Below are 23,270 nucleotides of genomic sequence, written 5' to 3' on the forward strand. Positions count from 1 at the left end.
GCCGACGCCGTCGGCGGCGTGACCGGCGAGCGGCGCTCGCGCCGGGCCGGCCGCGGGGCCGGTGCTCCGCAGGGCGACGAGGCCGCGCAGTCCACCGGCCAGCAGGGGACCACCCAGCGGGACGGCCAGCAGGACCGTCAGCAGGCCAACGGCCAGCAGCGCGACGCCCAGCAGCGCGACGGCCAGCAGGGGAACCGCCAGCAGGGCAGCGCGCCGCAGGCGAACCCGCAGCAGGGGGCCCAGCAGGGCACCCAGCCGCGCCGCGACCAGGACGAGGACGGCCTCGACGAGCGCGGCGGTCGTCGTCGGCGCTCGCGCGACCGCTACCGCGACCGCGACCGTGACCGCAAGGGCCGGGGCACGCGCGGCCGTCCGGGGGCCGGCGAGCTCGCGGGCCTCGACGACATCGAGGTCAGCGACGACGACGTCCTGCTCCCCGTCGCCGGCATCCTCGACCTGATGGACAGCTACGCGTTCGTCCGCACCACCGGCTACCTGCCCAGCCCGAACGACGTGTACGTCTCCCTCAACCAGGTGAAGCGCTACGGCCTGCGCCGGGGCGACGCGGTCACCGGCGCGGTGCGCCAGCCCCGCGAGGGCGAGCAGCAGCCGCCGCAGGGCAACCGGCCGAGCAAGTTCAACGCGCTGGTCCGCCTCGACTCGGTCAACGGCCTGGAGCCGGACGGTGCCCGCGTGCGGCCCGAGTTCAACAAGCTGACGCCGCTGTACCCGCAGGAGCGCCTGCGCCTCGAGAGCGACTCCGGCAAGCTGTCGCCGCGCGTGATCGACATCGTCGCGCCCATCGGCAAGGGCCAGCGCGGCCTCATCGTCGCGCCCCCCAAGGCGGGCAAGACGATCATCATGCAGCAGATCGCGAACGCGATCACGACCAACAACCCCGAGGTCCACCTCATGGTCGTGCTCGTCGACGAGCGCCCCGAAGAGGTCACCGACATGGAGCGGACGGTCAAGGGCGAGGTCATCGCCTCGACGTTCGACCGCCCCGCCTCGGACCACACGATCGTCGCCGAGCTGGCCATCGAGCGCGCCAAGCGCCTGGTCGAGCTGGGCCAGGACGTCGTCGTGCTGCTCGACTCGCTGACCCGCCTCTCGCGGGCCTACAACCTGGCCGCCCCGGCGTCCGGGCGCATCCTGTCGGGTGGTGTCGACGCCTCGGCGCTGTACCCGCCCAAGCGGTTCTTCGGCGCGGCCCGCAACATCGAGCACGGCGGCTCGCTCACCATCCTCGCCTCGGCGCTGGTGGAGACCGGATCCAAGATGGACGAGGTCATCTTCGAGGAGTTCAAGGGCACCGGGAACATGGAGCTCCGGCTCTCCCGCGGCCTGGCCGACAAGCGGATCTTCCCGGCGGTCGACGTCAACGCGTCGGGCACCCGCCGCGAGGAGATCCTCATGCCGCACGACGAGCTGAAGATCATCTACAAGCTCCGCCGCGTCATGGGCGCGCTCGACCAGACCCAGGCCATCGAGCTGCTCATCGGCAAGCTGCGCGAGACCAAGTCGAACGTCGAGTTCCTGCTCCAGGTGCAGAAGACGACGCCCGGCGGCGAGTGACCGCCTGAGCACCGACCGCGGCCCCGTCCTCCCACCGGAGGGCGGGGCCGTCGTCGTCCCGCTAGCGTGCAGTCGTCCGCTGCGCACCCTGGAGGCGATTCGATGGCGAAGTCGTGGAGCACACCCCCGCGGGAGGCCCTGAGGGTCCGCGCGGGCTTCGACCTGGCGACGGCGGACCTGTCCGCGACGCCGGGCTGGGAGCACAGCGAGGAGGCCGCGGACAAGCGGCTGGTCGCCGACGGGGAGCACCTGAGCGATGCGCAGGAGCGGCTGTTCGCGCAGGGGCGCTCTGGCGGTACACGCTCGGTGCTGCTGGTCCTGCAGGGCATGGACACCTCCGGCAAGGGCGGGATCGTGCGGCACGTGCTCGGCCTGGTCGACCCGCAGGGCGTGCAGCTGCACTCGTTCGGCGTGCCGACGGAGAAGGAGCGGTCGCAGCACTACCTCCAGCGGATCCGGGAGGCGCTGCCGACCCCCGGGCACATCGGCGTGTTCGACCGGTCGCACTACGAGGACGTGCTGGTCGTGCGCGTGAACGAGCTCGTCGCGCGCGAGGTGTGGGAGCCGCGGTACGACGAGATCAACGCGTTCGAGCAGGAGGTCGTCGACTCGGGCACCGTGATCGTCAAGGTGGCCCTGCTCGTGTCGGCCGCCGAGCAGAAGGCGCGGCTGCGCGAGCGCCTCGAGCGACCCGACAAGTACTGGAAGTTCAACCCCGGCGACATCGACGAGCGCGCGAAGTGGCCACGGTACCGGGAGGCCTACCAGGCGGTGCTGGACCGCACGAGCACGGAGCACGCCCCGTGGTACGCGGTCCCGGCGGACAACAAGTGGTATGCGCGGCTGGCCGTCGGTCGGCTGCTGCGCGACGCGCTGGAAGGGCTGCACCTCGGCTGGCCGCCGGCGGACTTCGATGTCGAGGCCGAGCGGGAGCGGCTCGACGCCCAACCGTTCTGAGCCCGAGCCCGCCTCGCGCGTGACGCACCTCATGGGACGCCCGCCGCGGGATGATTTCGGGGGGTCCCGCTGTTCTGGCACAATGGTTCGCTGGTCTGCGGTTCACCGGCGCCGTCTCGCGCGTCCGGACCCGGAGACATCCACCCAAGGAGAAGTTTCGTGAAGGCTGACATCCACCCCGAGTACGTCCTGACCGAGGTCACCTGCACCTGTGGCAGCACCTTCGTCACGCGCTCGACGGTCACCAGCGGCAAGATCCACGCCGACGTCTGCAGCGCCTGCCACCCGTTCTACACCGGCAAGCAGAAGATCCTCGACACCGGTGGCCGCGTGGCCCGGTTCGAGGCGCGGTACGGCAAGAAGGCCGACGCCTAGCAACCCCGCAGCGCCGGTGCCCGGCGCGGACGACCGCCCTCCATGGCGGTGTCCGCGAGGGCACCGGCGCTGTGTCGTTGTCGGAGCCTGATCGAGCCACTGCCAGCCGGAGGACACCCAGGATGAGCGAGGCATTCGCCGCCGCCGAGCCGCTGCTCGCCGAGCACGCGCAGATCGAGGCCCAGCTGGCGGATCCTGCCGTGCATGCGGACGCCGCGAACGCGCGCAGGCTCGGTCGCCGGTACGCCGAGCTCGGCCGGGTCGCCCAGGCCTACACGGCGTGGAGGGCCGCGTCCGACGACGCCGCCGCGGCCGCGGAGCTGGCCGAGCTCGACGAGAGCTTCGCTGCCGAGCTGCCCGGCCTCCAGGACGCCGCGGACACCGCTGCCGCCCGCCTGCGCGAGGTCCTCATCCCGCGCGACCCCGACGACGCCCGGGACGTGATCCTCGAGGTCAAGGCGGGGGAGGGCGGCGAGGAGTCGGCGCTGTTCGCCGCGGACCTGCTGCGGATGTACACGCGGTACGCCGAGAAGATGGGCTGGGCGACGCAGCTGCTCGGCGCCACCGAGTCGGACCTGGGCGGCTACAAGGACGCGCAGCTCGCCATCAAGTCCCGCGGGACCGTGGCGCCCGAGGACGGCGTATGGGCGCACCTGAAGTACGAGGGCGGCGTGCACCGGGTCCAGCGGGTGCCCGTCACCGAGTCGCAGGGCCGGATCCACACCTCCGCCGCCGGCGTGCTCGTGTTCCCCGAGGTCGAGGACGAGGCCGAGGTCGAGATCGACCCGAACGACCTGCGCATCGACGTGTACCGGTCGTCCGGTCCGGGCGGGCAGTCCGTCAACACCACCGACTCGGCCGTGCGGATCACGCACCTGCCCACGGGCATCGTCGTGTCCATGCAGAACGAGAAGTCGCAGCTCCAGAACCGCGAGGCCGGCATGCGCGTCTTGCGCGCCCGGATCCTGGCCGCCCGGCAGGAAGAGGCCGCGGCCGCCGCGAGCGAGGCCCGGCGCTCGCAGGTCCGCACGGTCGACCGCTCGGAGCGGATCCGCACGTACAACTTCCCGGAGAACCGCATCGCCGACCACCGGACGGGGTACAAGGCCTACAACCTCGACGTCGTCCTGGGCGGCGAGCTGACCCCGGTCGTGCAGTCCGCGATCGACGCCGACGAGGCGGCTCGGCTGGCGTCGGCGGGCTCCGCATGACGGGCCCGGACCTGCGCGCGCTGGTCGAGGGCGCCACGCGGCTCCTGGCCGAGGCGGGCGTGCAGTCCCCGCGGCACGACGCGACCGCGCTGGCGGCGCACGTGCTCGGGCAGGAGCGCCTCGAGCTCGTCGTGGCCCCGCCCGTGCCCGACGGGTTCGCCGAGCAGTTCGCGGGCCTGGTCGAGCGCCGCCGGAACCGCGAGCCGCTCCAGCACCTGGTGGGCACGACCGGCTTCCGGTACCTGACGCTGCTGGTCGAGCCGGGCGTCTTCGTCCCGCGGCCCGAGACCGAGGTGGTGGCGCAGGTCGCGATCGACGAGGCGCTGCGCCTCGAGCGCCCGCTCGTCGTCGACCTCTGCTGCGGCGCCGGCGGCATCGCCGTCGCGGTGGCCACCGAGGTCCCGGCCGCGCGCGTCGTCGCCGTGGACCTCTCGCCCGAGGCCGTCGACCTGACGCGGCGGAACGCGGAGCGGTCGGGTGCGACGCTGCGCGTCGAGCACGGCGACGTGACCGACCCGGCGCTGTTGCACGAGCTGGACGGCACCGTCGACGTCCTCGTCGCCAACCCGCCGTACATCCCGCCGGACGCCGAGCCGGTCGACCCCGAGGTGCGCGACCACGACCCCGACCTCGCGCTGTACGGGGGCGGCCTCGACGGCCTCGACGTGCCGCGCGCGGTCCTGGCCGCCGCCGCGCGGCTGCTGGTGCCGGGCGGCCTGCTCGTCATGGAGCACGCCGAGGTGCAGGACGCCGCCGCGCGCGCCGCGGCCCACGGCACGGGCGCGTTCGTCGACGTGGAGTCGCGGCCGGACCTCACCGGCCGGCCCCGGATGCTCGTCGCGCGCCGGGCCGCACATGCTCTCGTGACAGACTCGGCGCCGTGAACGACCGGATCACCCCCGCGAGCGACCCCACGACCTGGGGCCCGGCGCTCGACGAGGCGGTCAACGTCCTGTCCCGCGGTGGCCTCGTCGTGCTGCCGACGGACACCGTGTACGGGATCGCCGCCGACGCCTTCACCCCGCCCGCCGTGCAGGCGCTCCTGGACGCCAAGGGGCGCGGTCGCCAGATGCCGCCGCCGGTGCTGATCCCGGACGTGCGTACGCTCGACGGCCTGGCCACGGACGTGCCGGCCGGCGCCCGCGCGCTCGCCGAGGCGTTCTGGCCCGGCGGGCTCACGCTCATCGTCCGCGCGCAGCCGTCGCTGGCCTGGGACCTGGGGGAGACCCGCGGCACGGTCGCGCTGCGCGTCCCGGACCACGAGACCGCCCTGGCGCTGCTGCGCCGCACGGGCCCGCTCGCGGTCTCGAGCGCCAACACGACGGGCTCGCCCGCGGCCGTGACCGCCCAGGCGGCCCTCGACCAGCTCGGGGAGTCGGTCGCGGTCTACCTCGACGCCGGCGACGCCCCCGGGCAGGTGGCCTCGACGATCGTCGACTGCACCACGGACACCCTGCGGCTCGTCCGCGCGGGCGCGCTGAGCCTCGAGCAGCTGTGCGAGATCACTCCCGTCGAGGGGCCCGCCGCGTGAGGGTCTACCTGCTCGCCCTCCTGATCTCCGCCACCGTCGCGTACCTGATGACGCCGGTGGCCCGCTGGTGCGCGCTGCGCTGGGGGGCGATCACCGCGGTCCGGGACCGGGACGTGCACGCCATCCCGACGCCCCGCCTCGGCGGCATGGCGATGTTCGCGGGCATCCTCGTCGCGATCGTCATGGCCAGCCGGCTGCCGTTCCTCGAGGGCGTGTACGCCAACCCCCGACCGCTCGTCGGCATCGTCGGCGGCGCCGCGATCGTCTGCGCCCTGGGCGTGGCGGACGACATCTGGGACCTCGACTGGCTCACCAAGCTCATGGGGCAGGTGCTGGCCGGCGGGTTCCTCGCGTGGCAGGGCGTGCTGGTCTACCAGCTGCCGACGGGCTCGATGCCGACGCTCGGGTCCACGCGGATGGCGATGTTCCTCACCGTGCTGACCGTCGTCATCGCGATGAACGCCGTGAACTTCGTCGACGGCCTGGACGGGCTCGCGGCGGGCGTGCTCGCCATCGGCGGCACGGCCTTCTTCCTCTACGCCTACCTGCTGACCGAGGGCGCCAACCCCGGCGCGTACGCGAACGCCAACCTGGCGACGCTCGTGCTCGCCGTGCTCGTCGGCGCCTGCATCGGCTTCCTGCCGCACAACGTCTACCCGGCGCGCATCTTCATGGGCGACTCGGGCGCGATGCTGCTCGGCTTCGTGTTCAGCGCGGCCGCCATCGTCGTCACCGGGCAGATCGACCCCGAGCAGGTGCTCGAGCGCCAGCGGTTCCCCGCGTTCCTGCCGATGCTCCTGCCGTTCGCGGTGCTGCTGCTCCCGCTGCTCGACATGGGGCTCGCGATCGTCCGCCGCGTCGGCGCCGGCAAGTCGCCGTTCCACCCCGACCGCATGCACCTGCACCACCGCATGCTGCAGCTCGGCCACTCCCACCGCCGGGCCGTCGCGATCATGTACGTCTGGACGGCGGTGTTCGCCTTCGGGGTCGCCGCCCTGGTCCGCTGGTCGACGACCGCGGTGCTCATCGCCTTCGGCGCCGCCGTGCTCGCCGCCACCCTGCTGACGCTCGGACCGCTGCGCGGCCGAGCCGCCACACCGCCCCTGGAGCCCGTCTCGTGACCACCACCCCGCCCGCCGCACCGTCCTCCACCGACCTGGTCTTCCGCCAGGCGCTGCGCGACATGTTCCTGCTGCTCGGCGTGCTCACCGTGGTCGGCGTCCTCGTCGGCTACCTCGTCGACGGCCTGCCCGGGGTGTGGGGCGCGCTCGTCGGCGTCGGCGTAGCGCTGCTCTTCTCCGGGACCACCGTGATCTCGGTCCAGCGCACCACCCACTCGGCCCCGGCGACCATGATGGCGGTCATCCTGGGCGCCTGGCTGGTGAAGATCATCGTGGTCATCGCGCTGCTCGTGGCCCTCAAGCCGCTCGACTTCTACAACCCCCAGGTGCTGGCCGTCGTGATGCTCGCCGGGGTCATCGGGTCGGCCGTCCTGGACGCCCGCGCGGTGTCGCGCGGACGGGTCGGGTACTTCGAGCCGGCGGCGGGTCCGACGCCCTCCCCGGGGCCCTCGGGCAACGCCGGGGCGGGTCCGGACCAAGCCGGTTCATAGGTTAGGCTTCCTCCCATCCAAGACGGCCCGACGCCGTGCTCGTGCCCGCACTGATGCGGCACTCGGCGCCCACGACCACAGGAGACCGCCCTGTTCAGCCTTGCGACGATCCTGCCGCTCGCCGCGGAGGAAGACGGCAGCGGGGGCTTCCACGCCCCTTCGCTCATCGACTTCTTCCCGCCGGCCATCTGGTTCGAGGGCACCCCGTTCGAGATCAACCGGATCATCCTGGTCCGCTTCGTCGCCGTCATCGCCCTCCTGCTGGTGTTCGTCATCGGAGCCAGGCGCGCGAAGCTGGTCCCCGGTCGGTTCCAGAGCGTCCTCGAGATGGGCCTGGACTTCTGCCGCAACTCGATCGCCTACGAGATCCTCGGTGAAAAGGACGGCAAGAAGTACGTCCCGATGATCACGACGATCTTCTTCGCGGTCTTCGTCTTCAACATCACCGGCGTGATCCCGTTCCTCAACATCGCGGGCACCTCGGTGATCGGCCTCCCGATCATCTTCGCGCTCTGGGTGTACGTGATGTACCAGTACCAGGGCGTCAAGAAGTTCGGCGTCGGCGGCTACCTCAAGCACAGCCTGTTCCCCCCGGGCGTCCCGTGGCCCATCTACATCCTGCTGACGCCCGTGGAGTTCCTGCAGGTCTTCATCCTGCGGCCCGCCACGCTGGTCATCCGGCTCCTGGCCAACATGCTCGCGGGTCACCTCCTGCTGGCGCTGTGCTTCTCCGCCACGTCCTTCCTCCTCTTCGAGGCCTCGGCCGGGCTCAAGGCGTTCGGCGCCGTGACCTTCGTCGCCGGCTTCGGGTTCTTCCTGCTCGAGGTCTTCGTCGCCGCGCTGCAGGCGTACGTCTTCTCGATCCTCACGGCCGTCTACCTGCAGATGGCGACCGTCGAAGAGCACTGATCGACCCCGCGACGGCCTGATCCCCGGGTCGTCGCCCGCAACGGACGCGCCGCGCGGCGCGCAGATGAAAGGAACCAGATCCAGTGGAAATCACCGGTCTCGCCCTCGTCGGCTACGGTCTCGCGGCTATCGGCCCCGGCATCGGCCTCGGCATCCTGTTCGGCAAGACGATCGAGGGCATGGCACGCCAGCCTGAGATGTCGGGCCAGCTCCGCTCCACCATGTTCATCGGTCTGGCGTTCATCGAGATCCTCGCGCTGCTCGCCATCGCCACGCCGTTCTTCTTGAAGTGATCACCGCGCAGCTCGTCGCTGCCGCGCACAGCGTGGCGGCGGCCACCGAGACGGAGGACATCAACCCCCTCCTGCCGGAGACCTACGACATCGTCTGGTCCCTGGTCATCGTGGTGATCATCGGCTTCGTGTTCATCAAGTACGCCCTGCCGAAGTTCCAGGCGATCCTCGATGAGCGCACCGAGAAGATCGAAGGCGGGCTGCAGCACGCCGAGGCCGCCCAGGCCGAGGCCGCTGCCCTGCGTGCCGAGTACGAGCAGCAGCTCGCCGACGCCCGCACGGAGGCCGCCCGCATCAAGGAGGCCGCCCGCGCCGAGGGCGGTGCCATCGTCACCGAGCTGAAGGCCAAGGCGGCCTCCGAGGCTGCGCGCACGGTCGAGACGGCCCAGCGCCAGATCGAGGCCGAGCGTCAGCAGGCGGCGGTCTCGCTGCGTGCCGACGTCGGTGCGCTCGCCACGGAGCTCGCGTCGAAGATCGTCGGGGAGTCGCTCGAGGACACCGCGCGCCAGTCACGCGTCGTCGACCGCTTCCTCGAGGAGCTCGAGGCGTCCACGGCGGCGACGAGCGCGAGCAAGGAGAACTGATGCGCGGCACGAGTCTGGCGTCCCTGTCCGCGGCACAGGTCCGGTTCGAGCCGGTGCTGGCTGCGGCGGGCACGCAGGCGATCACGCTCGGCGAGCAGCTGTTCGCCGTCGTGGACGCGCTGGACTCGTCCGGCTCGCTGCGGCGGACGCTGTCCGACCAGTCCATCGAGTCGGGCGCCAAGGCCGGCCTCGTGGCGGGTGTGCTCGCGCGATCCGACAAGCGGGTGGTCGACGCCGTCACCGGTCTCGCGCAGGCGCACTGGTCGTCGGCCGAGGACCTGGTCGACGCCGTCGAGCAGCTGGGCTTCGACGCCCTCCTCGTGTCGGCGCAGGCCCAGGGCGAGCTCGAGCGGGTCGAGGACGAGCTGTTCCGCATCACGCGGTCGCTCGTCGGCCAGCGCGAGGTGCGCCAGGCGCTCTTCGATCCTCGGGTCTCGGGCGACAAGCGCGCGGACCTGGCGTCGGGGTTCCTCGAGGGCAAGGTCGCCGACGCCACCCTCGCGGTGGCCCGGCGGGCGGCGGCGGCTCCGCGCGGACGACGTTTCGTCGCGACGCTCGGCCACGTGGCCGACCTCGCGGCCGCACGTCGCGAGCGCCTCGTGGCCTCCGTGACCTCGGGCAGCGAGCTCTCGCAGGCCCAGCTGGACCGCCTCGGCGCGATCCTGCAGCAGGCCTACGGGCAGGACCTGCAGCTCAACGTGACGGTGGACCCCGAGATCCTCGGGGGACTGCGCATCCAGGTGGGCGCGGACGTGGTCGACTCGACCGTGCTCGCCAGGCTCGCCGACGCACGACGACGACTTGCCAGCTGACGGTCGGCCCCAGGCCGAACGCGTGTACGACACTTCGACCGCCCGACCGGTGGTCACGACAGGAGAAGAGCAATGGCTGAGCTGACGATCCGGCCGGACGAGATCCGGGCCGCGCTGGACAGCTTCGTGAAGTCCTACGAGCCGACCGGCGTCGTGTCCGAAGAGGTCGGCCGTGTGACGCTGACCGCTGACGGCATCGCGCAGGTCGAGGGCCTTCCCGGCGCGATGGCGAACGAGCTGCTCCGCTTCGAGGACGGCACGCTCGGCCTCGCGCTGAACCTCGACGTCCGCGAGATCGGCGTCGTCGTCCTCGGCGAGTTCACCGGCATCGAGGAGGGCCAGGAGGTCCGCCGCACGGGCGAGGTCCTCTCCGTCCCGATCGGTGACGGCTACCTCGGCCGCGTCGTCGACCCGCTGGGCCAGCCGATCGACGGCCTGGGCGAGCTGAAGACCGAGGGCCGCCGCGCCCTGGAGCTGCAGGCCCCCGGCGTCATGGCGCGCAAGTCGGTCGACGAGCCGCTGCAGACCGGCCTCAAGGCCATCGACGCGATGATCCCGATCGGCCGCGGCCAGCGCCAGCTCATCATCGGCGACCGCCAGACCGGCAAGACGGCCATCGCGATCGACACGATCATCAACCAGAAGGCCAACTGGGAGACGGGCGACCCGAAGCTGCAGGTCCGCTGCATCTACGTCGCCATCGGCCAGAAGGGCTCCACCATCGCCGCCGTCCGCGGCGCCCTGGAGGAGGCCGGCGCGCTCGAGTACACGACCATCGTCGCGGCCCCCGCGTCCGACCCGGCCGGCTTCAAGTACCTCGCGCCCTACACCGGCTCGGCCATCGGCCAGCACTGGATGTACCAGGGCAAGCACGTCCTCATCGTCTTCGACGACCTGTCGAAGCAGGCTGAGGCCTACCGTGCCGTGTCGCTGCTGCTGCGCCGCCCGCCGGGCCGCGAGGCGTACCCCGGTGACGTCTTCTACCTGCACTCCCGCCTGCTCGAGCGTTGCGCCAAGCTCTCCGACGAGCTGGGCGGCGGCTCGATGACGGGTCTGCCCGTCATCGAGACCAAGGCCAACGACGTGTCGGCGTACATCCCGACCAACGTCATCTCCATCACGGACGGGCAGATCTTCCTGCAGTCCGACCTGTTCAACGCCGACCAGCGCCCGGCCGTCGACGTCGGCATCTCGGTGTCCCGCGTCGGTGGTGCCGCGCAGGTCAAGGCGATGAAGAAGGTCTCCGGCACGCTGAAGCTGGACCTCGCGCAGTTCCGCTCCCTCGAGGCGTTCGCGATGTTCGCGTCCGACCTCGACGCGGCCTCGCGCGCCCAGCTGACCCGTGGCGCCCGCCTCATGGAGCTGCTCAAGCAGGCGCAGTACTCGCCGTACCCGGTCGAGGACCAGGTCGCGTCGATCTGGGCCGGCACGAAGGGCAAGCTGGACGACGTCCCGCTGGCCGACGTGCGTCGGTTCGAGACCGAGCTGCTCGACCACCTGCGCCGCAACACCGAGGTCCTGTCGACCATCGCGTCGACCGGCAAGCTCGAGGACGACACCGAGAAGGCTCTCGGCGACGCGATCGACGAGTTCCGGAACGGGTTCCTCGTGGGTGACGGCTCGACGCTGGTCGGCTCCGTCGACGACGGCGCCGAGGTCGAGGTCGAGCAGGAGCAGATCGTCCGGCAGAAGAAGGGCTGACCGTGGCAGGTCAGCAGCGCGTCTACCGGCAGCGGATCCGGTCGACACAGTCGCTGAAGAAGATCTTCCGCGCGATGGAGCTCATCGCTGCCTCGCGCATCGGTAAGGCGCGGGACCGGGTGACGGCGGCGACGCCGTACTCCCGGGCGCTGACCCGTGCGGTGTCGGCGGTGGCCACGCACTCCAACGTGACCCACCCGCTCGTCACCGAGCGGTCGGACACCAACCGGGTCGCGGTCCTCGTCGTCACGTCGGACCGCGGCATGGCCGGTGCCTACTCGGCGAGCGCGATCCGGGAGGCCGAGCGCCTCATCGGTCGGCTCACCGAGGCGGGCAAGGAGCCGGTCGTGTACGCGGTCGGTCGCCGGGCCATCTCGTACTACGCGTTCCGCGGTCGTGAGCTCGCAGAGCAGTGGTCGGGCAACTCGGACGCGCCGTCCGTCGAGACCGCCACGGAGATCGCGGACACGCTGCTCGCGGCGTTCCAGGCGCCGGCCGACCAGGGTGGCGTCGCGGAGCTGCACGTCGTGTTCACGCACTTCCGGAACATGGTGTCGCAGACGCCGCGCGTGATCCGGCTGCTCCCGCTCGAGATCGTCGAGGGCGTCGAGGCGCGCGACGAGAACGAGATCCCGCCGCTGTACGAGTTCGAGCCGTCGCCGGAGGCCGTGCTGGACGCGCTGCTGCCGATGTACGTCCGCAGCCGCATCTACACCTGCCTCCTGCAGGCGGCGGCCTCCGAGCTCGCCGCCCGGCAGCGGGCGATGCACACCGCCACCGAGAACGCCGAGGACCTGGTGCGCATGTACACCCGGCTCGCCAACCAGGCCCGCCAGGCCGAGATCACCCAAGAGATCAGCGAGATCGTGTCGGGCGCCGACGCGCTCGCCTCCTAACACTGGAGAAACCATGACTGCTACCACCACCGAAGCGGCCGTCGAGCACGCGTCCGGCCCCGGCGTGGGTCGGGTCGCGCGGGTCATCGGCCCCGTCGTCGACATCGAGTTCCCGTCCGACCAGATCCCCGAGATCTACAACGCCCTCAAGGTCGACATCGACCTGTCGGCGCAGGGCGAGGGCGAGGCCGAGGGCTCGACGACGATGACCCTCGAGGTCGCGCAGCACCTCGGTGACTCGCTGATCCGTGCCATCGCGCTCAAGCCGACCGACGGCCTGGTCCGCGGCGCGCTCGTGCGCGACACCGGCGAGGCGATCTCCGTGCCCGTCGGCGACATCACCAAGGGCCACGTCTTCAACGTCATCGGCGAGGTGCTCAACCTCAAGGAGGGCGAGAAGCTCGAGATCACCGAGCGCTGGCCCATCCACCGCAAGCCCCCGGCCTTCGACCAGCTCGAGAGCAAGACGCAGATGTTCGAGACCGGCATCAAGGTCATCGACCTGCTCACGCCCTACGTGCTCGGCGGGAAGATCGGCCTCTTCGGCGGAGCGGGCGTCGGCAAGACGGTCCTCATCCAGGAGATGATCCAGCGCGTCGCGCTCAACCACGGCGGTGTGTCGGTGTTCGCCGGTGTCGGCGAGCGCACCCGTGAGGGCAACGACCTCATCGTCGAGATGGAGGAGGCCGGCGTCTTCGACAAGACGGCGCTCGTCTTCGGCCAGATGGACGAGCCGCCGGGCACGCGTCTGCGCGTCGCCCTGTCGGCCCTGACGATGGCGGAGTACTTCCGCGACGTGCAGAAGCAGGACGTGCTGCTCTTCATCGACAACATCTTCCGGTTCACGCAGGCCGGTTCCGAGGTGTCGACGCTGCTCGGCCGCATGCCGTCCGCCGTCGGCTACCAGCCGAACCTCGCCGACGAGATGGGCCTCCTCCAGGAGCGCATCACCTCGACCCGTGGTCACTCGATCACCTCGCTGCAGGCGATCTACGTGCCCGCCGACGACTACACCGACCCGGCCCCGGCCACGACGTTCGCGCACCTCGACGCGACGACCGAGCTGTCGCGCGAGATCGCGTCGCGCGGTCTGTACCCGGCTGTCGACCCGCTGACGTCGACCAGTCGCATCCTCGACCCCCGCTACGTCGGCCAGGCGCACTACGACGCCGCGACCCGCGTGAAGTCGATCCTGCAGCGCAACAAGGAGCTCCAGGACATCATCGCGATCCTCGGCGTCGACGAGCTGTCGGAGGAGGACAAGACGGTCGTCGCACGCGCCCGCCGCATCCAGCAGTTCCTCTCGCAGAACACGTACATGGCCGAGAAGTTCACGGGTGTCGTCGGCTCGACGGTCCCGCTCACCGAGACGGTCGAGGCCTTCGGCAAGATCGCCGACGGCGAGTTCGACCACATCGCCGAGCAGGCCTTCTTCAACATCGGTGGCCTCGAGGACCTCGAGCGCAACTGGGCCCGCATCCAGAAGGACTACGGCGTCTGATGACGCCCGACGCAGGGCGCCGTCACGGACGGCGCCCTGCGTCGCCAGTAGTCCCGCACATCATCGAAGGAGGGTCCTGTGGCTGAGATCGAGGTCGAGATCGTCGCGACCGCCGGCAAGCTGTGGTCCGGTACGGCCTACATGGTCTCGGCCAAGGCGGGCGAGGGTGACATCGGCATCCTGGCCGGGCACGAGCCCGTGCTGTCCGTGCTCCAGCCCGGCGAGCTCCGCGTGTTCCCCACGCAGGGCGCCCAGCCCAAGCGCTGGCAGGTCGAGGGCGGCTTCCTGTCCTTCGACTCCAACCACCTGACCATCGTCGCCGACAACGTCGTCGAGGGCGCCCGCCCTGCGACGACGCCGGCCGCGCACTAGGTCGCCACGCGGTGAGCGGGGTCGTCGTCACACTCGGGTGTGTCGTCGTCGTCCTGCTGCTCGTCGCCGCCGCACTCTGGTTCTCCCGGGTGCACACGCTCAACCGCCGGGTCGGGTCGTTCCACTGCGCCGTCGGCCGCGCCGCCGAGGGGCCCTGGTCGTCCGGCGTCGCGCAGTACGGGTCGGACCGCCTCTATTGGTGGCGGTACCGCTCGCTGGCCACCCGGCCCCGGGCGCGCTGGCAGCGCGTGGGCCTCACGGTGCTGGAGCGGCACGAGCACGGCGCCGGCCAGGTCGTCGTCACCTGCCGGCCGGGATCCTCTGCGGACACCGTCCACCTGCTGATGAGCGCCGAGGCCTACGCCGGCCTCACGTCGTGGATCGAGGCGACGCCGTCGCGCGTCGGCTCGGTCATCTGACCCGGAAGAGCTCCCATGCGCCTCGTCGTCGCGTCCTGCGCTGCCCGCTACACCGGCCGCCTGAACGCCCACCTCCCGCTCGCGACTCGCCTGCTCGTGGTGAAGTCCGACGGCAGCGTGCTGCTGCACTCGGACGGGGGGTCCTACAAGCCGCTGAACTGGATGAGCCCTCCCTGCACCCTGGCGGTGTCGGAGCCGTCCGACGAGGCCCGCGCGGCCGGCGTGACCCAGGTGTGGACCGTGCAGCACCAGAAGTCCGACGACCGGCTCGAGATCGACCTCTACGGCGTCCAGCACGACTCCGCGCACGAGCTCGGGGTGGACCCGGGACTGGTGAAGGACGGCGTCGAGGCGCACCTGCAGGAGCTGCTGGCCGCGCAGATCATCCTGCTCGGCACGGGCCACACCCTGGTGCGGCGTGAGTACCCGACGGCCATCGGACCGGTCGACATCCTGGCCAAGGACCCGTCCGGCGGCACCGTCGCCGTCGAGATCAAGCGCCGCGGCGACATCGACGGGGTCGAGCAGCTGACCCGCTACCTGGAGCTGCTCAACCGCGACCCGCACCTCGCCCCCGTCCGCGGGGTGTTCGCCGCCCAGGAGATCAAGCCGCAGGCGCGGGTGCTCGCCACCGACCGCGGCATCGGCTGCCTGGTGCTGGACTACGACGCCATGAAGGGTGTCGACGACAGCGGCTCCCGCCTGTTCTGACCCCCCGCAGGCTCCCGCGAGCCGCACTGCTCTCGCCGGCGGTTCCGAGTGCGGCCGCGAGCCGCACCGCCCTCGCCGGCGGTTCCGGGGGCGGCCGCCGCGCAGCCGCGCATCGGCGGCGAGGTGTGGGTGCACCGATGGGTGCAGGATCCGTCGCGCCCGAGCCCACCATTCCTGCACCGATCGCTGCACCCACCCAAGGACGTGCGTCCAGCGACCTGCGCCGAGCGGCCTGCGCCGAGCGACCTGCACTGAGCAACCTGCATTGAGCGCGATGCGCCAGGCGGCCTGCGCGAAACGGCCTGCACCGCACTGCCGTATCGCGTCGTCGCACCAAACCGGGCGCGCATCGCCCGTCATTCACTCGATCGGAACCTTGAACACGTTCAACTGAACGTGTTCAAATAAGGTCATGAGCGATGACACCAAGGCCCTCGTGCGGGCCACGGCCCTCCGGTTGTTCCGCGAGCGCGGGTATGCCGCGACGACCATGCGCGCGATCGCGCAGGAGGCCGGGGTGGCCACCGGCAACGCGTACTACCACTTCGCGTCGAAGGACCACCTCGTCCAGGAGCTCTACCTCGACGTGAACCGCGAGCAGGCGCTGCGCGCGACGGAGGTGCTGGCCCGGGGCGGGGACCTGACCGAGCGCCTGCGCGGCGTGCTGCTCGCGGGCGTCGACGCCTTCGCGGAGTACCACGCGTTCGGCGGCGAGTTCGTCACGGTCGCCATCCGGCCCGGGTCGGCGGCGAGCCCGTTCTCGGCCGAGTCGGGCCAGGCGCGCGAGCTCAGCCAGGGCATCTTCCGCGAGCTCGTCGAGAGCGCGTCTCCCGCCGTGCCCCCCGTCCTGCGCGACGAGCTGCCCGAGCTGCTCTGGTTGGCGCAGCTGGGGGTGACGCTGTTCTGGGTCTACGACGGCTCGGAGGGCCAGCGCCGCACCCGGACGCTCATCGACGGGATCGCGCCGCTGATCGGCCGGCTGGTGCGGTTGTCGCGGCTGCCGGTGCTGCGCGGTGCCGCCGACGACGTGCTCGCGCTGGTGCGCGCGGTGCGGGCGTGAGCCACCTCTCGGCCGCCGCTGCGGACGCCGTGCGGCTGGTGGTCGGGGTGGGGGCGGTCCTCGTGCTGCCGCTCGGCCTGCGACTGCTCGGCGATCACCTCGTCCCGCGCGCCCGGTCGCTCGCCTGGCCGGCCGCCGGAGCCGCCGCCGCGCTCAGCGTCTGGTTGCCGGTCGGGACGGTGGCCGCCCTCGCGGCCCTGCCCTTCGCGCTGGCCTGCGTGGTGCTCCTCGCGTCCGCGCCGCGGGCCAGGGACCTTGCGACCGCCGTCGCGCTGGCCACGCCCGCCGTCGGTGCCGCGGCGCTGGTGGCGGAGCGGGCCGGGTGGGGGCTGCTGGACTTCTCGGGCGAGTACCTCGCGCTCACCGTGCCGCACATGCTGTTCGCCGGGTTCGGTGCGTGCCTCGTCGTCGGTCTCGTCGCCCGGGCGACCCACGCTCGGGCGGCCCGGCTGGCAGCGTCGGCGGTGCCCCTCGGCGTGCTGCTCGTGCTGGTCGGGTACTTCGAGTCGGACGTCGCCGAGCTGGGCGGCGCCGTCGTCCTCACCGTGGGGCTGTGGGCGGGAGCCGCCGCGACGGTCGCGCTGGACGCCTCCCGCGTCGCGCGCCTTCTCCTGCGGGTGGGGGCGGTGACGATCGCGGCGTCGATGGTGCTCGCGCTGTGGTGGTCGGTCGGGGAGGCGACCGGCGTGGCCCACCCGAGCCTGTCGTGGATGGCGGCGACGCACGGCGTCGCCAACGCCCTCGGGTTCGTCCTCTGCACGCTGCTCGGGCTGCGGCTCGTCGGTCGTCCCGACGAGCCCGCCTGCCTCACGTATGCCGAGGTCGGCGCGACGCACGGCGGCGGGATGCCGGCGGGCTACCGGCACCTGCGCGTCCGGCACCTGCTGGCGCCGGACTCGCTGCCGCAGGACGTCACGCGCGTCGGGGATGCGCTCCTGCGATGGCGCGTGCACGCGGCGGCGGGCGTGGACGTGCGACCCGACGCCGGCGAGGCGGCCGTCGGCGTGCGGGTCGTCAGCCGGCCGGGCATCGGCCCGCTGCACCTGTCCGTCCCGTGCGAGGTCGTGTGGGTCCAACAGACCGAGACCCGTACCGGCTTCGGCTACGGCACGCTGCCCGGGCACCTGTTCCGCGGCGAGGAGGCGTTCACGATCGAGCGCGACGAGGCCGCGGACCTGTGGTTCGTCGCGACCGCGTTCTCGGTCCCCGACCGCTGGTGGGTCCGTGCGCTCGGGCCCCTGACCGTCGCGGGCCAGCACCTGTACCTGCGCCTGCTGGCCCGGGGCGCGCGCCGGGTGCTCGCGACGAGCGACACGGCCGTCCGGACCGCGTCGTGACCGTCCGAGGTCCGGCGGCGATCGCCGCGCTGTGCGTCCGGTGCCTGGTGGTGCTCGTGGCGGTCAACGTGCCGGTGATCTTCGCCGTCCAGCTGGTGCGGGATCCGTCGGCGCTGGCCGGGCAGGGGTGGTCGCAGGGCATCGCGTTCCTCTGCTACGTCCTTCTGGTCGCGACGATCCCGGTCGCGCTGATCGGCTTCCCGGCGGGTGTGGTGATCGCGCACCTGCTGCGCCGGAGCCGGCGAGAGGCCGTCCATGTCGGCGCGTTCGCCGTGGTGGGCGCGACGCTGTCGGTCGCGATCTGCGTCGTGCTCGGTGTCGTGGAGCTCGTCGGCCCGCACAGCCTTCTCGCCTCGCTCGAGGGGGCGGTCGGCGCGGGCGGCGCGCGCTGGTGGTCCGGGTGGACGCTCCGGCGTCGCGCCACCCGACCGAGCGCGCCCACCGACGAGGACGTGGAGGACGCGATCCTCGACGGCGCGCAGGGGTGACGTCGTCAGCGCGCGCGCAGGTCCTTGCGCAGGATCTTCCCGGAGGTCGACTTCGGGATCGCGTCGACGAACTCGACCTGGCGGATCTTCTTGTGCGGCGCGACGCGGTCGGCCACCCACGCCATGAGCACGTCGGCGTCGAGGGACGTCCGCGGCACGACGAACGCCTTCGGCGTCTCCTGCCCCTCGTCGTCGGCGACGCCGATGACCGCCGCGTCCTGCACGTCCGGGTGCGTCAGCAGAAGGGCTTCGAGCTCGGCCGGCGGGACCTGGTAGCCGTGGTACTTGATCAGCTCCTTGAGGCGGTCGACGACGTAGAACGCGCCGCTCGCATCGACGGTCACGATGTCGCCGGTGTGCAGGAAGCCGTCGGCGTCCAGCGTCTCGGCGGTCGCGGCCTCGTCGCCCAGGTATCCGACCATGACATTCGGGCCGTGGCACCAGAGCTCGCCCGGCTCGCTCATGCCCTCGGCCGGAACCTCGATGTCATGGCCGTCCCCCGGATCGACGACGCGGCACACCATGTTGGGGACGACCAGGCCGATGGAGCCGCGGGGGAAGTCGTCCCGGTCGGCCGGGACCGCGTGCGAGACCGGGCTCATCTCGGTCATGCCGTAGCCCTGCACGACGCGACACCCGAGGCGCTGTGCGACGGCGTCGGCGAGGGTGCCGTCCAACGGAGCGGCGCCGGAGAGGATCGTGTGGACGCTCGACAGGTCGTGCTCGGCCACCGCCGGGTGCTTGGCCAGCGCCACCGCGATCGGCGGGGCGATGAACAGGTAGGTGCAACGCCGGCGCTCGACGGTGGCGAGGAACTGCGCAAGGTCGAACCGCGGCAGCGTCACCAGCCGGGCTCGCGCCCGCAACGACAGGTTGAGCAGCACCGTCATGCCGTAGATGTGGAAGAACGGCAGGACCGCGGCGACCACGTCGTCGGGTCCGAGCCGGATCAGCCGCCGTGACTGCTCGACGTTGGCCACGAGGTTGCGGTGCGTGAGCATCACGCCCTTCGCCAGCCCCGTGGTTCCCGACGAGTACGGCAGGACCGCCAGGTGCGTCACCGGATCGATCGCGATGTCGGGCGCCGCGCGCTTCTCGGCCAGGAGGTCGGCGAGCGACTCGTGCCCCGCGGACCCGTCGGCCACGACGATGCGGTCGTCGCCGATGCCGACTGCCCGCGCGCCGGCCAGCATCGGCTCCTGGAGCGCCGAGACGGTGACGACGAACGACGCCCGCGAGTCCGCGAGCTGCCGCCGGATGTCGTCGGCGGTGTAGAGGGAGTTCACGGTGGTGACGGTCGCGCCTGCGCGCAGGATGCCGTGGAAGAGGGCCACGAACGCGGCGGAGTTCGGTGCGTGCAGGGCCACGACGTCGCCGGGCCGGATGCCGCGGGCGGCGAGCGCCCCGGCCACCGCGAGCACCCGGTCGACCAGCTCGCCGTAGGTGAGCTCCGTGTCGCCGTCGACCACCGCGACGGTGTCGAGCTCGTCGGGTGCGAGGGTCGCGAGCACGTGGTCGAAGACGGAGACGTCCGGGACGTCGACGTCGGGGTAGGGACTCGCGATGCTCATCGCCGCTCCTCGCGCCGGGTCGCGCACGCCGATGTGCGCGGGTCACCGCTCGGCACGCTACCGCAGCCGTCCGGCGCCGCCACCGGGCCCGGGATCGCCGCTGCGGACCCGGTGCGGCCGACGCCGACCGGTGCGCAAGGATGACCCCGTGAACCTCATCCTGCGCGGCCGGCTGGTGACCCCCCGTGGCATCCTCGACGACGGTGCGGTCGTCGTCGACGGCACCACCATCGTCTGGGTCGGCCCGGCCGGCGGCCTCCCGGAGGCGTGGACCCTGCCGGACCCGAGCGACGCGACGATCCTGCCCGGGCTGGTCGACCTGCACTGCCACGGCGGCGGCGGGGCCAGCTTCCCGGACGCGGTCGACGCGGCCGACGCCCAGCGCGCGGTCGACGAGCACCGCCGGCACGGCACCACGAGCTTGGTTGCCTCGCTGGTCACCGCCCCGACCTACGCGCTGCTCGAGCGCACGGCCCTGCTGGCGGGCCTCGCGGACGCGGGCGAGCTCGTCGGCATCCACCTCGAGGGGCCGTTCCTGTCGGCCGACCGCTGCGGTGCGCAGAACCCGGCGGACATGCTCGACGGCGACCCGGAGCTGGTCCGCCGGCTCGCCGAGGCCGCCGGGGGCCACCTGGTGACGATGACCGTCGCGCCGGAGATCCACGGTGCCGACGAGGTGGTCGCCGCCCTGGTCGATGCCGGCGCCGTGCCCTCGATCGGGCACACGGACGCGTCCGCCGAGCAGGTCGACGAGGCCGTCGACCGCGGCTTCGACCTGCTCGCGGCCCGCTCGAACGGCCGGCTGACGGCCACGCACCTGTTCAACGGGATGCGCCCGCTGCACCACCGCGACCCGGGCCCGATCGCCGCCTGCCTGGCGGCGGCCGCCCGGGGCGAGCTCGTCGTGGAGCTCGTCGCGGACGGCACCCACCTCGCCGCCGGCACGGTCCGGGCGGTCTTCGACCTCGTCGGCCCGGGCTCGATCGCGCTGGTCACGGACGCGATGGCGGCCGCGGGCATGCCGGACGGCGCGTACCGGCTCGGCCCGGTGGAGGTCACGGTGGCCGACGGCGTCGCGCGCATCGCCGACGAGACGGGCGCGATCGCCGGGGGAGTGGCGCACCTGCTCGACGTCGTCCGCACCGTCGTCGCGGCGGGCATCCCGCTCCAGGACGCGGTACTCGCCGCGGCGACCACCCCGGCCGACGTGCTCGGGCGGCGCGACCTCGGCGCGCTGGCCGCCGGCCGGCGCGCGGACCTCGTCGTGACCGACGACGACCTGCGGCCGGTCCGCGTCCTGCGCGGGGGCGCCTGGGTCTAGCTAACCGGCGCGCACCGTCCACCCGTCGGTCGAGCGCTCGCGCACGACGGCGTACCCGAGACCGGCGACCGACAGCCCGTCGTCCGTCGTGGCGGAGCCCAGCAGGTCCTCACCGGGGCCGCGGACGACCACGGGCCGGTCGGTGTGGTTGAGCACGAACAGGTACGTCGACGCGGCGCCGCGGCGGCGGACGACCTCGACGCCCGGGGGCACATCGTCGAGCACGGGAGCGACGCCGGCGCTCGTGACGACCGACCCGAAGAACCGGGCGCTCGACGCCTCGTCCAGGACGGTCGACACGTAGGTCGCGGTGCCGCCCGACGGGTCGGCGGCCCGGGTGATCGCCGGCTCGCCCGCCAGGTCGCCGCCGACGTAGGTGGCCACGGGGGTCGCCGTCGTCGGCTGCACGAGCTCGGACCAGGTCTGTCCGTTCAGGCCGCCGGTGAGCTCGACGTGCTCCCCGGGCGCGAGGGGAGCGAGGTGCTCGACGCGCACGCCGAGCAGGTCGCGCAGCCGGCCGGGGTAGCCGCCGGTGACCACGTGCAGGTTCTCGTCGGCCACCCCGGTGAAGGGGCCGACGACGAGGTGCCCGCCGCCGCGCACGTAGGCCTCGAGAGAGGCGACCGCGGCGTCGTCCATCGCGAACATGCTCGGGACGACGACCAGGCGGTAGCGCGACAGGTCGCGGCCGGGCGGTACGAAGTCCACCGCGACGCCGGTGTGCCAGAGCGCGCGGTGGACCCCACGGACGGCGTCCGAGTAGGTCAGGTGGTCGGAGGGGAGCGACCGGTTCTCCAGCGCCCACCACCCCTCGGCGTGCCACCAGACGGCGACGTCGGCAGCGACCACCGGGCCGTCGGCGGGCGGCTCGGTGATCTCCGCGATCGAGTCGAGGGCGGCCCCCAGCTCGCACATCGCGCGGTAGGTCGCCGAGTCCGCTCCCGCGTGCGGCACCATCGCACCGTGCCACGCCTCGGAGCCGGCGGCGGACGCGCGCCACTGGAAGAACAGCGACGACTGCGCGCCGCGGGCGACGTACGACAGCGAGTTGCGCACGGCGCGCTGCGGGTCCTTGAACGCGATCCGGCCGTCGACGGTGATGGAGCTCGCCGACTGCTCCATGAGCAGCCACGGCCGCCCGTCGGACCAGGACCGCGTGAGGTCCGCCGCGTAGGCCACGTGCGCCTCGCCGTCGGGGCCGGTCGTGTCGAGGTAGTGGTCCATCGAGACCACGTCCTGCTCGGCGGCCCAGCTCCACTGCTCCAGGTGGTTCCACGTCGGGAGCATGAAGTTCGTCGTCACCGGGGCGACCGAGCCCGCGCCGCGGATCTCCTCGGTCTGCTCCCGCAGGCAGTCGAGCAGCTCGTCGGAAAAGAACCGGCGGAAGTCGACCGCGTGCGTCGGGTTGTGCAGGTACTGCGTGGCGCGGGGCGGCTGTATCTGCTCCCAGGCGCCGTAGTGCTGGCTCCAGAAAGCCGTCCCCCAGGCGTCGTTCAGCGCGTCGAGCGTGCGGTAGCGGCCCCGGAGCCACGTGCGGAACGACTCCGCGACGTGGTCGCACCAGCAGAACGTCCCGTACTCGTTGTGCACGTGCCACGCCCGGAGCGCGGGGTGGTCGCCGTAGCGCTCGGCCAGCACCGCCGCGATGCGGCGCGCGGCGGCGCGGTACGCGGGCGCGCACGCGCAGTACGTGTCGCGGCTCCCGTGCGTGAGGCGGGTCCCGTCGGCCAGCACCGGCAGAGCGTCCGGGTGCGCGAGCGAGAACCAGGGGGGCGGCGACGCGGTGGGGGTCGCCAGCACGACGCCGATGCCCCCGTCGTGCAGCAGGTCGAGCACGTCGTCCAGCCAGCCGAGCTCGTACCGGCCCTCCTCCGGCTCGAGCAGCGCCCAGGAGAACACGCCCACGGTCGCCGTGTTGACCCCGGCACGCTGCATGAGCTCGATGTCCTGCTGCCACACCTCGCGCGGCCACTGCTCCGGGTTGTAGTCGCCGCCGAACCAGAACCGGTCCGTGCGCAGCGGTGCCTTGCTCAT

24 protein-coding genes are annotated in these 23,270 nt (G+C 72.4%); 22 read left to right on the forward strand and 2 right to left on the reverse strand.

The genetic code is table 11. The features are described from left to right. The 21 genes from rho to AC1DT4_RS16550 form a co-directional block, all read left to right on the forward strand. Positions 1 to 1,575 (forward strand): transcription termination factor Rho (rho, locus tag AC1DT4_RS16450; protein WP_477090867.1); only part of this gene is annotated, 1,575 nt, incomplete at its 5' end. A 102-nt stretch (positions 1,576 to 1,677) separates the two neighbouring features. After that, positions 1,678 to 2,532 (forward strand): PPK2 family polyphosphate kinase, encoded by an 855-nt coding sequence (locus AC1DT4_RS16455; RefSeq protein ID WP_477090868.1) that lies wholly within the window; start codon positions 1,678 to 1,680, stop codon positions 2,530 to 2,532. A gap of 159 nt (positions 2,533 to 2,691) precedes the next feature. After that, positions 2,692 to 2,907 carry a 50S ribosomal protein L31 gene (gene rpmE / locus AC1DT4_RS16460; protein WP_315097269.1) on the forward strand — a complete coding sequence of 72 codons (216 nt, stop codon included), beginning with the start codon at positions 2,692 to 2,694 and terminating at the stop codon, positions 2,905 to 2,907. A gap of 122 nt (positions 2,908 to 3,029) precedes the next feature. Continuing rightward, positions 3,030 to 4,118, forward strand: a complete 1,089-nt coding sequence (gene prfA, locus AC1DT4_RS16465; protein ID WP_477090869.1) for a peptide chain release factor 1 — start codon at positions 3,030 to 3,032, stop codon at positions 4,116 to 4,118. Beyond that, complete coding sequence (gene prmC / locus AC1DT4_RS16470; RefSeq protein ID WP_477090870.1) at positions 4,115 to 5,002, forward strand: peptide chain release factor N(5)-glutamine methyltransferase; 888 nt, start codon at positions 4,115 to 4,117, stop codon at positions 5,000 to 5,002. The genes prfA and prmC overlap by 4 nt, the downstream gene beginning before the upstream one ends. Next, positions 4,999 to 5,649: an L-threonylcarbamoyladenylate synthase gene (locus AC1DT4_RS16475; RefSeq protein ID WP_477090871.1), complete on the forward strand. Its 651-nt coding sequence runs from the start codon at positions 4,999 to 5,001 to the stop codon at positions 5,647 to 5,649. Before prmC ends, AC1DT4_RS16475 begins: the two co-directional genes overlap by 4 nt. After that, complete coding sequence (locus AC1DT4_RS16480) at positions 5,646 to 6,770, forward strand: glycosyltransferase family 4 protein (RefSeq protein WP_477090872.1); 1,125 nt, start codon at positions 5,646 to 5,648, stop codon at positions 6,768 to 6,770. The genes AC1DT4_RS16475 and AC1DT4_RS16480 overlap by 4 nt, the downstream gene beginning before the upstream one ends. Further along, positions 6,767 to 7,261, forward strand: coding sequence for a hypothetical protein (locus AC1DT4_RS16485; protein ID WP_477090873.1), 495 nt, complete (start codon positions 6,767 to 6,769; stop codon positions 7,259 to 7,261). The genes AC1DT4_RS16480 and AC1DT4_RS16485 overlap by 4 nt, the downstream gene beginning before the upstream one ends. Before the next feature lie 186 nt (positions 7,262 to 7,447). Then, positions 7,448 to 8,170, forward strand: coding sequence for a F0F1 ATP synthase subunit A (gene atpB / locus AC1DT4_RS16490; protein WP_477090900.1), 723 nt, complete (start codon positions 7,448 to 7,450; stop codon positions 8,168 to 8,170). A gap of 83 nt (positions 8,171 to 8,253) precedes the next feature. Then, the gene (gene atpE / locus AC1DT4_RS16495) at positions 8,254 to 8,463 is read left to right on the forward strand and encodes an ATP synthase F0 subunit C (protein ID WP_370504580.1); all 210 of its coding nucleotides are present in this window, start codon (positions 8,254 to 8,256) and stop codon (positions 8,461 to 8,463) included. Next, on the forward strand, positions 8,463 to 9,047 hold the full coding sequence (locus AC1DT4_RS16500) for a F0F1 ATP synthase subunit B (RefSeq protein ID WP_477090901.1): 585 nt from the start codon (positions 8,463 to 8,465) through the stop codon (positions 9,045 to 9,047). Before atpE ends, AC1DT4_RS16500 begins: the two co-directional genes overlap by 1 nt. After that, on the forward strand, positions 9,047 to 9,859 hold the full coding sequence (locus tag AC1DT4_RS16505) for a F0F1 ATP synthase subunit delta (RefSeq protein WP_477090874.1): 813 nt from the start codon (positions 9,047 to 9,049) through the stop codon (positions 9,857 to 9,859). Before AC1DT4_RS16500 ends, AC1DT4_RS16505 begins: the two co-directional genes overlap by 1 nt. Before the next feature lie 72 nt (positions 9,860 to 9,931). Further along, positions 9,932 to 11,560, forward strand: coding sequence for a F0F1 ATP synthase subunit alpha (gene atpA / locus AC1DT4_RS16510; RefSeq protein WP_477090875.1), 1,629 nt, complete (start codon positions 9,932 to 9,934; stop codon positions 11,558 to 11,560). Between the two features lie 2 nt (positions 11,561 to 11,562). Beyond that, a complete protein-coding gene (locus tag AC1DT4_RS16515) occupies positions 11,563 to 12,456 on the forward strand; it encodes a F0F1 ATP synthase subunit gamma (protein ID WP_477090876.1) in 894 nt (297 codons plus the stop codon). A gap of 13 nt (positions 12,457 to 12,469) precedes the next feature. Then, positions 12,470 to 13,957 (forward strand): F0F1 ATP synthase subunit beta, encoded by a 1,488-nt coding sequence (atpD, locus tag AC1DT4_RS16520; RefSeq protein WP_477090877.1) that lies wholly within the window; start codon positions 12,470 to 12,472, stop codon positions 13,955 to 13,957. A gap of 78 nt (positions 13,958 to 14,035) precedes the next feature. Next, complete coding sequence (locus tag AC1DT4_RS16525) at positions 14,036 to 14,329, forward strand: F0F1 ATP synthase subunit epsilon (protein WP_477090878.1); 294 nt, start codon at positions 14,036 to 14,038, stop codon at positions 14,327 to 14,329. An 11-nt stretch (positions 14,330 to 14,340) separates the two neighbouring features. Further along, complete coding sequence (locus AC1DT4_RS16530) at positions 14,341 to 14,748, forward strand: DUF2550 family protein (protein ID WP_477090879.1); 408 nt, start codon at positions 14,341 to 14,343, stop codon at positions 14,746 to 14,748. Between the two features lie 15 nt (positions 14,749 to 14,763). After that, the gene (gene nucS / locus AC1DT4_RS16535; RefSeq protein ID WP_477090880.1) at positions 14,764 to 15,459 is read left to right on the forward strand and encodes an endonuclease NucS; all 696 of its coding nucleotides are present in this window, start codon (positions 14,764 to 14,766) and stop codon (positions 15,457 to 15,459) included. 412 nt (positions 15,460 to 15,871) lie between these two features. Next, the gene (locus tag AC1DT4_RS16540) at positions 15,872 to 16,519 is read left to right on the forward strand and encodes a TetR/AcrR family transcriptional regulator (RefSeq protein ID WP_477090881.1); all 648 of its coding nucleotides are present in this window, start codon (positions 15,872 to 15,874) and stop codon (positions 16,517 to 16,519) included. Further along, positions 16,516 to 17,856: a YndJ family transporter gene (locus AC1DT4_RS16545; RefSeq protein ID WP_477090882.1), complete on the forward strand. Its 1,341-nt coding sequence runs from the start codon at positions 16,516 to 16,518 to the stop codon at positions 17,854 to 17,856. The genes AC1DT4_RS16540 and AC1DT4_RS16545 overlap by 4 nt, the downstream gene beginning before the upstream one ends. Continuing rightward, entirely contained in the window at positions 17,853 to 18,344 is a 492-nt protein-coding gene (locus AC1DT4_RS16550; protein WP_477090883.1) for a hypothetical protein, read from the forward strand. Before AC1DT4_RS16545 ends, AC1DT4_RS16550 begins: the two co-directional genes overlap by 4 nt. Before the next feature lie 5 nt (positions 18,345 to 18,349). Here the strand turns inward: AC1DT4_RS16550 and AC1DT4_RS16555 are convergent, their stop codons facing one another. Continuing rightward, entirely contained in the window at positions 18,350 to 19,915 is a 1,566-nt protein-coding gene (locus AC1DT4_RS16555; protein WP_477090884.1) for an AMP-binding protein, read from the reverse strand. 148 nt (positions 19,916 to 20,063) lie between these two features. On the opposite strand from AC1DT4_RS16555, the gene AC1DT4_RS16560 reads away from it, so the two are divergent. After that, positions 20,064 to 21,236 (forward strand): N-acetylglucosamine-6-phosphate deacetylase, encoded by a 1,173-nt coding sequence (locus tag AC1DT4_RS16560; RefSeq protein ID WP_477090885.1) that lies wholly within the window; start codon positions 20,064 to 20,066, stop codon positions 21,234 to 21,236. Here AC1DT4_RS16560 and AC1DT4_RS16565 read toward each other — a convergent pair whose 3' ends face one another. After that, complete coding sequence (locus tag AC1DT4_RS16565; protein WP_477090886.1) at positions 21,237 to 23,270, reverse strand: beta-galactosidase; 2,034 nt, start codon at positions 23,268 to 23,270, stop codon at positions 21,237 to 21,239.

The sequence above is a fragment of the Cellulomonas sp. P4_D11 genome, from assembly GCF_056401915.1.